Origin of the sequence: uncultured Actinomyces sp. (genome assembly GCF_963526355.1) — a bacterium.
Lineage (GTDB): Bacteria > Actinomycetota > Actinomycetes > Actinomycetales > Actinomycetaceae > Actinomyces.
In genome coordinates, this window is the sequence record NZ_CAUROW010000055.1 from 1 (window position 1) to 13,409 (window position 13,409).

General features: G+C 67.2%; 13 protein-coding genes and 1 pseudogene. 1 reads left to right on the forward strand and 13 read right to left on the reverse strand.

The window, feature by feature from the left end; translation table 11 throughout:
• The 11 genes and pseudogenes from RWR81_RS09955 to RWR81_RS10005 all read right to left on the reverse strand — a co-directional run.
• Nucleotides 1-299: pseudogene (locus RWR81_RS09955) on the reverse strand (exopolyphosphatase); the annotation flags it as partial.
• Nucleotides 300-368: 69 nt separating this feature from the next.
• Nucleotides 369-914, reverse strand: a complete 546-nt coding sequence (locus tag RWR81_RS09960) for a DUF501 domain-containing protein (protein WP_314457363.1) — start codon at nt 912-914, stop codon at nt 369-371.
• Nucleotides 911-1,597 (reverse strand): septum formation initiator family protein, encoded by a 687-nt coding sequence (locus tag RWR81_RS09965; RefSeq protein WP_314457365.1) that lies wholly within the window; start codon nt 1,595-1,597, stop codon nt 911-913. Before RWR81_RS09965 ends, RWR81_RS09960 begins: the two co-directional genes overlap by 4 nt.
• Before the next feature lie 227 nt (nt 1,598-1,824).
• Nucleotides 1,825-3,111, reverse strand: coding sequence for a phosphopyruvate hydratase (gene eno / locus RWR81_RS09970; RefSeq protein ID WP_314457366.1), 1,287 nt, complete (start codon nt 3,109-3,111; stop codon nt 1,825-1,827).
• 348 nt (nt 3,112-3,459) lie between these two features.
• A complete protein-coding gene (locus tag RWR81_RS09975) occupies nt 3,460-4,314 on the reverse strand; it encodes a hypothetical protein (RefSeq protein ID WP_314457368.1) in 855 nt (284 codons plus the stop codon).
• Nucleotides 4,315-4,349: 35 nt separating this feature from the next.
• Nucleotides 4,350-5,579, reverse strand: a complete 1,230-nt coding sequence (locus RWR81_RS09980) for a glycosyltransferase family 4 protein (RefSeq protein WP_314457370.1) — start codon at nt 5,577-5,579, stop codon at nt 4,350-4,352.
• Nucleotides 5,580-5,701: 122 nt separating this feature from the next.
• On the reverse strand, nt 5,702-5,872 hold the full coding sequence (locus RWR81_RS13685) for an LPXTG cell wall anchor domain-containing protein (RefSeq protein ID WP_399498368.1): 171 nt from the start codon (nt 5,870-5,872) through the stop codon (nt 5,702-5,704).
• Between the two features lie 612 nt (nt 5,873-6,484).
• Entirely contained in the window at nt 6,485-7,339 is an 855-nt protein-coding gene (locus tag RWR81_RS09990) for an IS630 family transposase (protein WP_314457373.1), read from the reverse strand.
• Nucleotides 7,340-7,360: 21 nt separating this feature from the next.
• On the reverse strand, nt 7,361-7,549 hold the full coding sequence (locus RWR81_RS09995; RefSeq protein WP_314457375.1) for a hypothetical protein: 189 nt from the start codon (nt 7,547-7,549) through the stop codon (nt 7,361-7,363).
• A gap of 72 nt (nt 7,550-7,621) precedes the next feature.
• Nucleotides 7,622-8,080, reverse strand: a complete 459-nt coding sequence (locus RWR81_RS10000) for a hypothetical protein (RefSeq protein ID WP_314457377.1) — start codon at nt 8,078-8,080, stop codon at nt 7,622-7,624.
• Nucleotides 8,081-8,234: 154 nt separating this feature from the next.
• Nucleotides 8,235-8,591 carry a metalloregulator ArsR/SmtB family transcription factor gene (locus tag RWR81_RS10005; RefSeq protein ID WP_314457379.1) on the reverse strand — a complete coding sequence of 119 codons (357 nt, stop codon included), beginning with the start codon at nt 8,589-8,591 and terminating at the stop codon, nt 8,235-8,237.
• 66 nt (nt 8,592-8,657) lie between these two features.
• On the opposite strand from RWR81_RS10005, the gene RWR81_RS10010 reads away from it, so the two are divergent.
• Nucleotides 8,658-9,875, forward strand: a complete 1,218-nt coding sequence (locus tag RWR81_RS10010) for an MFS transporter (RefSeq protein ID WP_314457381.1) — start codon at nt 8,658-8,660, stop codon at nt 9,873-9,875.
• A gap of 129 nt (nt 9,876-10,004) precedes the next feature.
• Here the strand turns inward: RWR81_RS10010 and fepB are convergent, their stop codons facing one another.
• On the reverse strand, nt 10,005-11,048 hold the full coding sequence (fepB, locus tag RWR81_RS10015) for a Fe2+-enterobactin ABC transporter substrate-binding protein (RefSeq protein WP_314457383.1): 1,044 nt from the start codon (nt 11,046-11,048) through the stop codon (nt 10,005-10,007).
• A 145-nt stretch (nt 11,049-11,193) separates the two neighbouring features.
• Nucleotides 11,194-13,409 (reverse strand): transcription-repair coupling factor (gene mfd / locus RWR81_RS10020; RefSeq protein ID WP_314457384.1); only part of this gene is annotated, 2,216 nt, incomplete at its 5' end.

The following is a 13,409-nucleotide window of genomic DNA, read 5'->3' on the forward strand; positions in this document are numbered from 1 at the left end:
TCCTCTCGGTTGCGGGCAGCGCGGGGGGCGGAGGTGGCCACGAAGCGCCGGGCGGCCGCCCCGGGCGCGACGCCCAGCTCGGCGCAATCGGCGGCATAGGCGGCCACGACTGTCAGCGTGCGCTCCAGGGCGTCGGGGTCGAGCACGCCGGTGCGGTCCACCCCCTGGCCCAGACGCACGATCTCGTTGCGACGGTGCAGCACCTCCAGGCGGGGGTGGCCCGACTGATCGCGGTCGGCCTCGGCGATGAGGAGGCGGATGGTGTTGGTGCCGCAGTCGATTGCGGCGACGCGGGTCATGGCGGCGGCCTCCTGGGCGGGGTCGGGACGAGGAGAGAGCGGCAACGCTGAGCCGGGCCGGCTGGTCGGTCAGCAGAAGCAGCGCTCAGGATCCCACAGTCCGCGCTCCCGGAGAACCTCCAGGGTGCGGTCGCCGATCGGGTTGACACCGGGGCCTGCGGCCAGGGCGTGCCCGAGCAGGGCATGGAGGCACTTGACGCGCATGGGCATGCCGCCGGCGGAGACGCCCGCGATCTCGGGGACCTGCCCGAGCTCGGCGCGCCGCGCCAGGTAGTCCGCGTGGGCGGCGGCGTAGGCGGAGGCCAGCTCCTCGTCGGCGGCCAGGTCGGCGTTGAAGGTCTCCATGAGGTGCTCGGCCTCCAGGGTGGAGCAGCCCTTCACGGCGGCCGGGTGGGTGAGGTAGTAGCTGGTCGGGAACGGGGTGCCGTCGTCGAGGCGTGGCGCGGTGCGCACCACGGTGGGGCGCCCGCACAAGCAGCGGGCCGCAACGGCCACGACGCCGCGCGGCACTCGCCCCAGCTGGTCGGCCAGGACCTCCAGATCGGCCGATGTCACTGACTCGGGAGCCTGATCAGGAGCCGAGTCGGTCCTCGCAGTCTCAGGATGCGGGCTCACGGGGTCTCCTTCGTCTGCGGGGTGGGGGCCGGGCTCGGCGAGGTCTTGGGCGGCGACGAGGGCGTCTGGCTGGGCGAGCCCGTCGGCAGGCCCTTCTGGGTGGGGTCGAGGGTCTTGCCACCGGTGTCGTCCTGCGAGTCGCCGTCGGCCCTGCCCTCCGACTGACCGGCGGCCTGCGAGGACTCGCGCAACGTCTGGTACCAGGGGGATTCCTGGGAGCCCTGGGGGGTCCCGCCATCGCCGCTGGACTGCTTGACGGAGTCGGCGCCCACGACGACGTAGCTGGTGTCACCGGGCATGACGTAACCGAGGCGCTCGCGCACCTGGGCGCGTACGTAGGTGTCGTCCCTCCACTGGGCCAGCTCGTTCTCCAGGTCGACGGCGGTGTCAGAGGCCTCCTTGATCCTGGCGACGACGGCGTCGTACTGGGCCTGCTGGGACAGGTAGGCGCGTAGCGACGTGAAGACGACGACGAAGGCCAGCAGGCACACGACCGCCAGGGTGACGATCCGGGGCGGCAGTACCCGCTCGGGCGCCGTCGTCGGGATCCCCTGGGGCTCGGAGTCGCCCGAGCCCGATCCGGGCGAGGAGGCCGTCCGCTCGGTGGAGACCTGGCGGGGCCGGGCGCCGCGGGAGACACGGCGCCTCCCGGACTGGCTGGAGGTGGGGCGGCGCGGAGTCATGACGGCATCCTGCCTCACCGGCGGGCGGGCGGGAGCGCACCCCACCGGGCGCGTTGCTCACGCTCCGGATCAGCCTCGCCCCCTCGCCTCCGCGCAGCTCTCACGTCCCACGACCTGAAACGCTCCGGGGCGGGCGGGAGAACCCGTCTGCCCCGGAGCGGGAGCGTGCACCGTCGTCCAGCAGCCGTGTCAGTCAACTGCTCGACGGCGTCAGGCCGCCTTCAGGCTCAGGCCTGGAAGCGGGGGAAGGCGCCGGCGCCGGCGTAGACCGCGGCGTCACCAAGGGCCTCCTCGATGCGCAGGAGCTGGTTGTACTTGTTGACGCGCTCGCCGCGGGCGGGGGCGCCGGTCTTGATCTGGCCGGAGTTGGTGGCCACGGCCAGGTCGGCGATGGTGACGTCCTCGGTCTCACCGGAGCGGTGGGAGGTCATGGACTTGTAGCCGGCGCGGTGGGCCATCTCGACGGCCTCGAGGGTCTCGGTCAGGGAGCCGATCTGGTTGACCTTGACCAGCAGTGCGTTGGCGGCGCCGAGCTTGATTCCCTTGGCGAGGCGCTCGGGGTTGGTGACGAAGAAATCATCACCAACGAGCTGGACCTTGTCGCCGATCTTGTCGGTCAGGGCCTTCCAGTCGTCCCACTCGTCCTCGGAGAGCGGGTCCTCGATGGAGACGATCGGGAAGTCCTTCACGAGCTTCTCGTAGTAGTCGACCATGAAGGCGTTGTCGCGGGCCTCGCCCTCGAACTGATAGGTCTTGGTCTTCTCGTCGAAGAACTCCGAGGAGGCGACGTCCATGGCCAGGGCCACGTCCTTACCGGGCTTGTATCCGGCCTTCTCGATGGCCTCGACGATGAGCTCGAGGGCCTCGCGGTTGGAGTCGAGGTTGGGGGCGAAGCCGCCCTCGTCGCCCAGGCCGGTGGACAGACCGCGCTCCTTCACGACCGCCTTGAGGGCGTGGTAGACCTCGGCGCCCATGCGCAGGGCCTCACGGAAGGTGGGGGCGCCGATGGGGGCGATCATGAACTCCTGAATGTCCACGTTGGAGTCGGCGTGGGAGCCACCGTTGAGGATGTTCATCATGGGCACGGGCAGGATGTGGGCGTTGGGGCCGCCGACGTACTGGAACAGGTCCAGGCCGGCGGACTCGGCGGAGGCCTGGGCGGCGGCCAGGGAGACACCGAGGATGGCGTTGGCGCCGAGCTTGCCCTTGTTGGGGGTGCCGTCGAGCTCGATCATGAGCTGGTCGAGGCCGCGCTGGTCGGCGGCGTCGAAGCCGATGATCTCGGGGGCGATGACGTCGTTGACATTGGCAACGGCCTTCTCGACACCCTTGGCGCCGTAGCGGTCCTTGTCGCCGTCGCGCAGCTCGACGGCCTCGAAGGCACCGGTGGAGGCGCCCGAGGGGACGGCGGCGCGAGCGGAGGCACCGTCCTCCAGGAGGATCTCGACCTCGAGGGTCGGGTTGCCACGGGAATCGAGGATCTCGCGGGCGTGAACGTTCTCGATGAGGGCCACTTGGTGCTCCTTGCTGAGGGGATCGTGATGCGGTCGATCGGAGTCGGGCACGCAACTCGCGCACGACTGATGAATGCAGGGCCAGCCTAGCGGGCCCGCCATCTCACCACGAGGGCCATGGTCCTGAGGAATGCACAGTGTTCACGCCCGGCGAGAAACAGTGGACGACGACGCAGGCTCGGCGAGCAGCGGCTCTCCCACTGTTCAGCAACGGTTCAAGCCGCATCACCGGCCACGCAGAACCACCGCGGACCCACGACAGGGACCGATGACCGTCCCAGGGCATCGGCCCGCGCGCCTAATGTGCGTCCGCGCGGTGCGGTTGCCTCGAGCGCAGGGCCGGACCGGTCAGCGATCAGCACCTGACGGCGCAGGGCCGGCTCCATCGGCTCCCTGCTGGGCACCGTCCTCGCTCCGTCCCTCGCCCTGGCCGTCCTCACCGGTACCGACGTCGGCCTGACCGGGCTGAGCGGCTCCATCGGCGGAACCCTGCTCACCCTCGGTCGGCCTGTCCGTCTGTCCGGGGTCAGCGGGCTGCTCGGCCCCGTCCTGCGGGCCTGGCTGCTGGCTGCCCTGCTGGGGCTGTTGCTGACCGCCCCGTTGCGGCGCCTGTTGACCGCCCTGCTGCTGGTTGCCTTCGGCGGGATGGTCGTCAGACTTCAGTCGGGGATCCGTCTCGGTGAACCACGCCGGTTTGCTCTCCGGGAAGCGCGGCGACACGGCTCCGGTCCGAGTGGACCGGATTACGCGGTAGTCGGCCTGAACCTCTTGAAAGAGCCCCGAATTCTGTTGGAACTGACGGATGAGGAAGCTGGTGCGCAGGTAGGAGATGGAGGCGGGCTCACGGAACTCGAAACCGTCCTGAGCCTTGAAGGTCTGGACGATCTGGTCGTCGGTGACGGAGATGCCGTGCGCGCGGCCGACCTCCTCAATAATCGGCGCGTCGAAGATCCCTGCGGCAATCTCGGTGTTTTCAGGAGCCCTCTGCCCGTAGAGCGCGGTGTAGCTCTTGAGCTCCTTGATGGCTCCCTGCACCTCGGCTTCGGAGACGACGATGGAGTGGCGCGCCCCGTCCAGGCCGGTGAATGTCAGGTCGGCCGCCTGACCCGGGCGGCCGGTGCAGCCGGTGAGCGCCCCGACGGTGAGGAGGAGTGCAGCGCCGGCGGCGAGGACGCGCGTGCGTGCAGTGAGGCTTCGGGTCACGGTGTGCTCCTTGGGGCAGCTGCTGGGGCTCGGTGTCATGCTAATGCGTCGGGCTGGAGCATGGCAGGCTCGTGAGGGTTCCTGGACGCACCGGCTGGGCGCGCGCTGATGGCTGCGAGCACGCGCTCCGCCACCTTGTCCCAGGTCAGGGTTGCAGCGTGCCCGGCCCCCTGAACTCCGAGCCGACGCGCGGTGTCGGGGTCGGCCAGCCGGAGCATCGCCCGGGTCAGGTCCTCCACGTCCCCTGCTGCCACGATCGTTCCACCGGGCCCGATCATCTCTCGGGCACCGCCCGAGTCCGAGCCGATGGCAGGAATGCCGGCGTGCCCGGCCTCGGCGTAGACGAGTCCAGCAGGCTCGATCCTGGAGGGCACGACCAGACAGGTCGCCCGGGCGAACAGGCCAGCCAGAAGGCTCTGTGCGTGGGGGTCCTCCAGAACGAGCGGACCAAAGTCCTCGATCCCGGGACCTTCAACCTTGGAGTGCTGCCCTACAAGCAGCAGTTGGGCCTCGGGCCGCTCAACGCGCACGCGTTGGAACGCCTCGACCAGCAGCCCTCCGTTCTTCCGTTCCCAGTCGTGGCCGACGAACAGGAAGCATGGCGTGCTCCAGTCCTTGTCCCTGGTGGTCTGGGAGCGCGCCATCCGGGGGCTTCCTCCCAAACCGACCACATGAATCTTGTCCGCGGCAACACCATAGTCCTCCCGCATGGAGGTGGCCGCCCACTGCGTGGCGGCCAGAAGCCCCTCAACCCTCTGGTACGTCTTGCGGTGCCGACGGTTTCGTGCGGAGACGGTCCTACAAGAATGCAGGGCCCAGGCACCGAACTCAACTCGCCGGGCCTGGTCAACCGTCATGTCCTCAAGTGTAAAAACCCTGGGGTGGCGGACCCGGTACTGGGCACCCACCTGAATGACAACGTCAGCCGAGGCAAAGCCGCCCCGGCGCGCCAGCGCCGTCAGGGTAGCCAGGTCCCCGTAGAGGGCGGTGTCCCGCCACATTCTCCAGGACCTCCCGCCCAGCAGCGGGCGCAGGATCCGGGTGACGGCCCTCAGACCGTACTCGACAACGGCGCACGGAGGCCTGACGTCAACGGTCAGGACCTTCACGCCGCATGCGCGCAGGCCTTTGACCAGCCCTGAGGGAGTGCCCGACCAGGTCGCCGAACTGGCTGGGTTCCCGATCGCTACAACCGCAACGGTCAGGCCCTCGCCAGCGGCCGGAGCCCCGGTCTCGACGCTGCCACTCGTCCCTGGTCCTACCACGACGCCTCCCCGAGAAAGGTTCTTGCATACCGCAATCACAATACTCCGTAGTGGCGGACCCGCGTGGTCTACGGGGCCGCCACTGCGAAGCCGTGCTCAATTGCCAGCCCCAGGCACAGCGCTCACTGGCGGCGCTTGCGCACCAGAAGAGCCCCGGCACCGAGAGCGGCAACCGCCACCAGGACGGGAACGAGCACGGAGGCACCGGTCTCGGCCAGCGTGCCCTTGGGCGTACCGGGCTTCGAGCTCGCAGAGACGGTGGCGGTAGGCTGCTCGGTCGCCGTCGGGCTCACGGTCGGCTCCAGCGTGGGCGGCTCCGACGGCCCCAGCGTGGGGGGTGCCCCTATGGGTGCGAGTCAGGGCGCCCACCTCATCGACAACCGGGTCCTGGACGACCTGCCCCCCATGGGTGCGAGTCAGGGGAAAGGACCGCGGCTCGCGAGCCTCCAGGGAGGGGCCCAGCTCGATGGTGAAGGAGTCCCCCTCCGCCAGGACGACTCCGGTGGCGTCCCAGGTCAGGCTCATCTTGACAACGTCGCCGACCCGCACGAAGCCGTCCGAGACGTTGCCGTTGGCGTCGGCCTTCTGGAGCTCGGCGATGCTCACGACGATCCCCGGGTTGTTGGCCGCCGAGACCGGCGAGCTCAGGCCGACCACCGCCAGGAGTACCGCGAGCGCGGCCACGACAGCAGTGACGACACTGCGCGAGGCACGCCTGCGCGCGCTGCGGGGTGGGGGTGCGAGGGTGCTCATAACGAGATCATCCAACCCTGTTTCACCGGAGTCCACCGGAACAACAGGCTCAAAACGGAATTCACTCTATACCGTTGGAGAGCACGCAGCCATCCCCGCAGCACTGCGTGATGCGACACAACAGGGGCCATACCGGATGCATATGGCCGGAATTAAACGAAATCGTATGTTGGTGTGAGGTTTGGTAGGTGTTCGAAGTCGTAGTTGAAGGTGCGGCCGGTGATGTAGCTGATGAATGCTGTGTAGGTCTCTTCCGGGGCGTCGTGTTGGATGTTGGCGATGTGGTTCTTGCTGGTGTTCCACACGTGCTCGACTGGGTTGTGGTCGGGTGCGTAGGGCGGCAGGAATATAGGGGTAATGCGCTCGAGCTGCTGACCCGGTTTGAACAGTTCCGTGACGGCCTTGGCGTGATGGAAACCAGCATTATCCAGAACAACGGCGATCTTCTCGCTGTCAGTCTCCCGCACTAGACGATTCATGGCGAAAATGACTTGCTCAGCGTTCTGGTTGCCCTCGATGGGGTAGATCTTCATCTTCTTAGTTGTCAAAGACAGGGCACCGAAAAACGACTGGGCGGCCTTGCTGCGGTCGACATAGATTTTCGTGCGCTTACCGGCAGGGAGCCACATCCTCCTGGTCTCCGTCTCGTGCTCAACCCGGACCTCATCGACGGCGTAGACCTCCCATCCCTGGGCCAGCAGGTCCTCGACCTGGTCTATGACCTGCGCCATCCGCTTGTTGATGGCCTTCTCGTCACGCCGCTTGTCGAACGGGTCGGGAAGCTTGAAGGTCATGCCCAAGAAGCGCATGAGCAGTCGGTAGGAGGAGTCCGACTTGTACTCGATATCGAATTTGGTCTTCACTACATTGGCCAGGGCGGGCACGTCCCAGAAGTCGGCGCTGATGCCGGACTCCGAGGGTGGCTTGCTCAGGACCTCTTTGAGTTGTTCTTTTTGTTCTCGGGTGAGTTTAGCGGCGTTCTCATTACCCGCATGACCGGTGATCACCGAGCGCAGCCTGGTGGCACGTCACCCAGACAACCATTTTTTAACCGTCCTGACGGTTCGGCCCACCATCTCCACGACGAAATCTAGGTCAACGCCGTGCGAGGCGTAGAGAATAGCTTCGGCTTTCAGTCGAATGAGGATCAGGCTGTCGCTGCGCTCTTTCCATCCGAGAAGGGACTGCCGCTCTTCGGCCGTGATATCTACCTGCATGCAGGTATTCTACAACGACCGGCGCCATCATTTCCATCCCGAAAGACCCCTAGAATACGGTTTTGTTTAATTTCAGCCATAGTCGGCCTGAACCTCTTGAAAGAGCCCCGAATTCTGTTGGAACTGACGGATGAGGAAGCTGGTGCGCAGGTAGGAGATGGAGGCGGGCTCACGGAACTCGAAACCGTCCTGAGCCTTGAAGGTCTGGACGATCTGGTCGTCGGTGACGGAGATGCCGTGCGCGCGGCCGACCTCCTCAATAATCGGCGCGTCGAAGATCCCTGCGGCAATCTCGGTGTTTTCAGGAGCCCTCTGCCCGTAGAGCGCGGTGTAGCTCTTGAGCTCCTTGATGGCTCCCTGCACCTCGGCTTCGGAGACGACGATGGAGTGGCGCGCCCCGTCCAGGCCGGTGAATGTCAGGTCGGCCGCCTGACCCGGGCGGCCGGTGCAGCCGGTGAGCGCCCCGACGGTGAGGAGGAGTGCAGCGCCGGCAGCGAGGACGCGCGTGCGTGCAGTGAGGCTTCGGATCACGGTCTGCTCCTGGAGGGGACGACGCCGGAGGGCGACATGGTGTCACAACATTGCTGGCCCCAGATCCTGCCGTTCCGCCTGCGACGACGCACGCAGCCCAAGCAATACAGGCTAGATGCACCAGAAGCTGCCCACCGCCCAACCAGACATCACCTCAGGATTCATCCTGCTCGTCCTTCAGTCCCACGCGCCTCAGTCCTGAGTCGGGCTCAGCGGCAAGTGCCAGCACTGTGGCCATCAGATCCGGGAACTGCTCATTGAGGTCATCGGTTCGAAGACGCACGAAACACCGGTTCCCCTCCATGCGGGTGCAGGTGATCCCAGCCGAACGAAGAACCTTGAGGTGATGACTCAAGGTGCTCGGAGCTATGGGCGCATCCAGCTGACCCCACGCCCGTTCCTCACCATCACTGAGCAACCGCACCAGTCCAAGGCGGATTGGGTCTGCCAGCGCGTGCAGGACATCGGGGAGCTTCACCGTCTCAATATCCGGATGCGTCGCACGAGCCATATGAAAAGTGTACGCTCAGCTTCATAATCGACATCCGTCGAACATCGAACGTTTGAGGAGTATCGTATGACTCACGACTCCAGCAAGCCACAGAGATCCTTGCCAGGATGGCTGGCACTGCTGTTCGTCGCCACACTTGCCTTGGGGACCGACGAGTTCGTGATCTCCGGGATCCTCCCGAGCGTGGCAACCGATTTCGGCGTGAGCGCAGGGCACGCCGGCCTACTGGTCACTGCCTTCGCACTCGCCTTCTGCCTGGGCTCCCCTATCATGGCAGTGGCGGCCGACCGCATCGACAAGAAGACCGTCCTCGTCGGCGGCCTCGTCGTGTTCGCCGTCGCCAACGGGGCGACTGCAGCCGTCACCGCGTTCTGGCCCGCTATTCTCCTGAGAGTCGTTGCAGGCATCGCAGCAGGCGCGGTCAGTCCGACGGCGATGGCCATCGCCGGGACCCGAGCCCCATCGGGCAGCGAGGGACGCTATCTGGCAGTGGCAACGGCCGGATTGACTGTTGCACTCTTCACTGGCGTTCCTGTCGGCACATGGGTAGGACAAGTATGGTCATGGCGAGGCGCATTCATTCTGATCGCCGTCACAGCCATGCTGGTCACAGTGCTCTCAGCGTGGCTGACTCCGAGAGTCCCCGGGAACGACCCCACCCCGTTATCGACCAGGCTCGGCCCGGCTCGTGACTGGCAGGTGCTGTCCCTAGTGCTCGCGATGCTGCTGTGCGGAGCCGGCGGCCTCACCTTCTACAGCTTCTTGGGCACCATCATCGAAGGGGAACTGGGCGCTGACCCCAGCAGCATCACCTGGACACTGCTGCTGGTCGGAGTCGTTGGTGTCGGCGCCGTGTTCGGCGGAGGCTTCCTCACCGACTCAAGAGGCCCCCGAGTCGGACGCCTCATCATCATCGGAGGTCATGCCGTGGCGCTGCTCGCTATCGGCATCCATCTGACTCTCGGAGGCGGATTCGGGCTCCGGTTCCTCGTGCTGATCGGCGTGTGGTCGCTTTTCGCCTGGGCACTGAGTCCCGCCATGCAGGCGAGCATCATCGCTGTGGACCCACAGCGCGCCATGCTCGCCGCCTCTCTTGGGATCAGCGGCCTCTACGGCGGAGCCGGTATTGGCGCCGCAGTTGGAGGAGCACTCATCGACAACCTTGGAGCAGCGTCCGTACCGTTGACCTCATCAGCCTTTCTGTTTGCCGCATGCCTACTCGCCATGCGCAAGGACCGCCCCGCAGCGGCAGTGGAACAAGCCCCGACCTTCGGCGACGTCTAGCCAATCACCCCGGTAGTAGGACCCTACAGGGACACACCAGCGAGAGACGCCGCTGCACTACGCCCGCAAGCACCTGTATCGAGACATGCCCGGAAAAAGTTGAAGCGGGCACGGGACTCTGTCCAACGCTCAACCCTTCTTGTAGCTCTCCTTGAGGGAGTCGAGCATGATGATGGCGGAGTAGTAGTCGAGGCGGAAGGTGGAGGCCGGAGTGTAGGCCACCCGCCCCTGGGTCACCTGGGTCGCGGTGGAGAAGGTCGGGTCGTCGGCGACCTTCTGGCGGCTGGCACTGTCTGCGGCGACGATCACCCAGTTGTCACCAGGCAGCCCCACCTGGACATTCTCGTTGGACAGCTTGACGATGTCCTGCCGCTGCCCCTTGGAGGTGTCGCCCTTCACCTCCTCGGGGATGTCGGCCATGGTGAACCCGAGAGAGGTCAGGATCTGAACCTGGGGAGACTCCGCGGTCAGGGCCGCGGCGCCGCCGCCACCACCGCCGTAGACGATGAAGGCCGATGTCGTCCCCTCGGGAACAGTGATGGCCTCCTTGGTCGCAGACACGTGCGCGTCGTAGTCGGCGATCACCGTGTCCGCCTGCTGCTCGTTCCCTGTGGCCTGACCGATGGTGCGGGTGACGTCCTGCCAGGAGCGCCCGGTGTAGTCGACGACCATGACCGGCGCGATGTCACGCAGCTGCTCGACCTGATCGGCCGCCGAGTCGCCACCGCTCTTGGCCACGACGATGAGGTCCGGCTCGTAGCCGGCCACCTTGGTGATGTCGACCGACTTGATCTCGTAGAGCTTCTCCACCTTCTGCTTCTTAGCCGCATCAGACCACTGGACGAAGAAGCCGGAATCGTCACTCAAGCCGTCGGTGTTAGGAGCCGTCACGGCCGAGGCCACCACTGGAGCTCCCACCGCCAGCAGCGAGCCGGTCAGGGCTATGGAGGTGGACACGATGCGCTGGGGCTTCGAGGAAAGGGCGAGGTCGCCGTCGTCGGTCTTGACGGTGCGGGGCCACCCCTGGGATCCCGACGACGCCGAGCCGCTGGAGCCGGCCGAGCCTCTGCCGCCGGAGCGCCCGCACGCGGCCAGGCCCAGAGACGCGACCCCGGTCAGGGTCGCAGCCAGGAGCCGCCGTCGTCCGATGACGAGACGTGGGAACGTATTCATTGCGGTCCTTCCCGTCGATGGCCTCACGACCAGAGGAGATCCGCGACCTCCTTCACAATCGCACTTTAAGTATGGCTAACCTAAATTCGACCTCATGGTGGGTCAACGCCCTGTCCAGTAAGTGGAACCGAATAGGACCCGGCCGTCACCGGCGCTTGCGGTAGGTGGTGGCCTCGGTCTCGTAGGCGGCATCGCCCTTGACGACGGCATGCAGAAGCACCTCGGCCCACCGCACGACCTCCTCACCGGACAGCGCCGCCCCGCCCATGCGGTTGGTGCCCGGCGCAGGCACCACGATGGTGCGCGTGGCCGGCTTGAGGACCGTGCCCGGGTAGAGGCGGGTGACCTTCATACGCGCCGACTCGGGCAGGTCCACCGGCGCGAAGCGCACCGACTTGCCCTGGGCGACGATCTCACGCACCCCCAGCTCGGCGGCCAGGGCCCGCAGCCGCGCCAGCGCCGCCAGGCGGGCGGTGGGCTCGGGCACCGGCCCGTAGCGGTCGGCCAGCTCCTCCAGGACGTCGTCGACCTGCTCGCCCGAGCGCGCCGCCGCGAACTTCGTGTACGCCTCCAGGCGCAGACGCTCATGGGGGATGTAGTCCTCGGGGACAGTGGCGTCCACGGGCAGCTCGATGCGCAGCTCGACGTCCTCGTCGTCGCCCTCCTCGAAGCCGACGGCGTCGGCCCCGGCCTTCCCGGAGCGGGCCAGGGCCTTCTTGTAGGCGGACACGGCCTCGGAGACCATGCGCACGTACAGGTCGAAGCCGACCCCGGCGATGTGTCCGGACTGCTCTCCGCCCAGCAGGTTGCCCGAGCCGCGGATCTCCAGGTCCTTCATGGCCACCTGCATCCCGGCCCCCAGATCGGTGTTGGTGGCGATGGTGCGCAGGCGCTCCAGGGCCGTCTCGGTCAGCGGCTTGTCGGACGGGTAGAGGAAGTAGGCGTAGGCGCGCTCCCGGCCGCGCCCCACGCGCCCGCGCAACTGGTGGAGCTGGGACAGGCCCATGCGGTCGGCGCGGTCGACGATGAGGGTGTTGGCATTGGACACGTCCAGCCCGGTCTCCACGATCGTGGTGCACACGAGCACGTCGGTCTCCTTGCGCCAGAAGGAGTCGATGACCGCCTCCAGCTGGTGCTCGTTCATCTGCCCGTGGGCGGTGGCCACGCGCGCCTCGGGGACCAGCTCGGCCAGGCGCGCGGCGGTGGCGTCGATGTCCTCGACCCGGTTGTGGACGAAGAACACCTGCCCCTCGCGCAGCAGCTCGCGGCGGATCGCGGCGGAGACCTGCTTGGTCTCGTAGGCGCCCACGTAGGTCAGGATCGGGTGACGGTCCTCGGGCGGGGTCGCCAGGGTGGACATCTCGCGCAGGCCGGTGACCGCCATCTCCAGGGTCCGCGGGATCGGGGTGGCAGACATGGACAGGACGTCCACGTTGGTGCGCAGCGCCTTGAGGGTCTCCTTGTGCTCCACCCCGAAGCGCTGCTCCTCGTCGATGATGACCAGGCCCAGGTCCTTGAACCTCACCTGGCCGGTGATGAGGCGGTGGGTGCCAACGACGACATCCACCGTCCCCTTCTCCAGGCCCTGGAGCACCTTGGCGGACTCGGCAGCGTCCTGGAAGCGGGACAGGGCCGCCACGGTCACCGGGAAGCCGGCGTAGCGCTCGGTGAAGGTCTCGGCGTGCTGGCTCACCAGCAGGGTGGTGGGCACCAGGACCGCGACCTGCTTGCCGTCCTGGACGGCCTTGAATGCGGCGCGCACGGCGATCTCGGTCTTGCCGTAGCCGACGTCGCCGCACACGAGCCGGTCCATCGGCTGGGTCTTCTCCATGTCGGCCTTGACCTCGTCGATGGTGGAGAGCTGGTCGGGGGTCTCGGTGTAGGGGAAGGCCTCCTCCAGCTCGGTCTGCCAGGGGGTGTCGGGACTGAAGGCGTGGCCGGTGGTGGCGGCGCGGGCGGCGTAGAGGCGCACGAGCTCACCGGCGATCTCGCGCACGGCCTTGCGTGCCTTGGACTTGGTCTTGGCCCAGTCGGCGCCGCCCATCTTGCTCAGGGCGGGGCTGTCGCCGCCGACGTACTTGGTGACCTGGTCCAGGGCGTCGGTGGGCACCAGGAGGCGGTCGCCGGGCTGGCCGCGCTTGGAGGGCGCGTACTCGATGACGAGGTACTCGCGGGTGGCCGAGGAGCGGGCCCCGCCCACGGTGCGCCGACTGAGCTCGATGAAGCGCCCCACCCCGTGCTGGGCGTGGACCACAAGGTCCCCGGCGTGCAGGGACAGGGGGTCCACGGAACGGCGGGCACGGCGGGCCGGAAGGCTGCGGCGCTCGCGGGGGCCGGCGCCGGCCCGCCCGGTGAGGTCGG

Coding starts and splice junctions, on each gene's coding strand:
- fepB (WP_314457383.1), bottom strand. CDS start 11,048: ATGAATACGTTCCCACGTCTCGTCATCGGACGACGGCGGCTCCTGGCT.
- RWR81_RS09995 (WP_314457375.1), bottom strand. CDS start 7,549: ATGCAGGTAGATATCACGGCCGAAGAGCGGCAGTCCCTTCTCGGATGG.
- RWR81_RS09965 (WP_314457365.1), bottom strand. CDS start 1,597: ATGACTCCGCGCCGCCCCACCTCCAGCCAGTCCGGGAGGCGCCGTGTC.
- RWR81_RS10010 (WP_314457381.1), top strand. CDS start 8,658: ATGACTCACGACTCCAGCAAGCCACAGAGATCCTTGCCAGGATGGCTG.
- RWR81_RS10005 (WP_314457379.1), bottom strand. CDS start 8,591: ATGGCTCGTGCGACGCATCCGGATATTGAGACGGTGAAGCTCCCCGAT.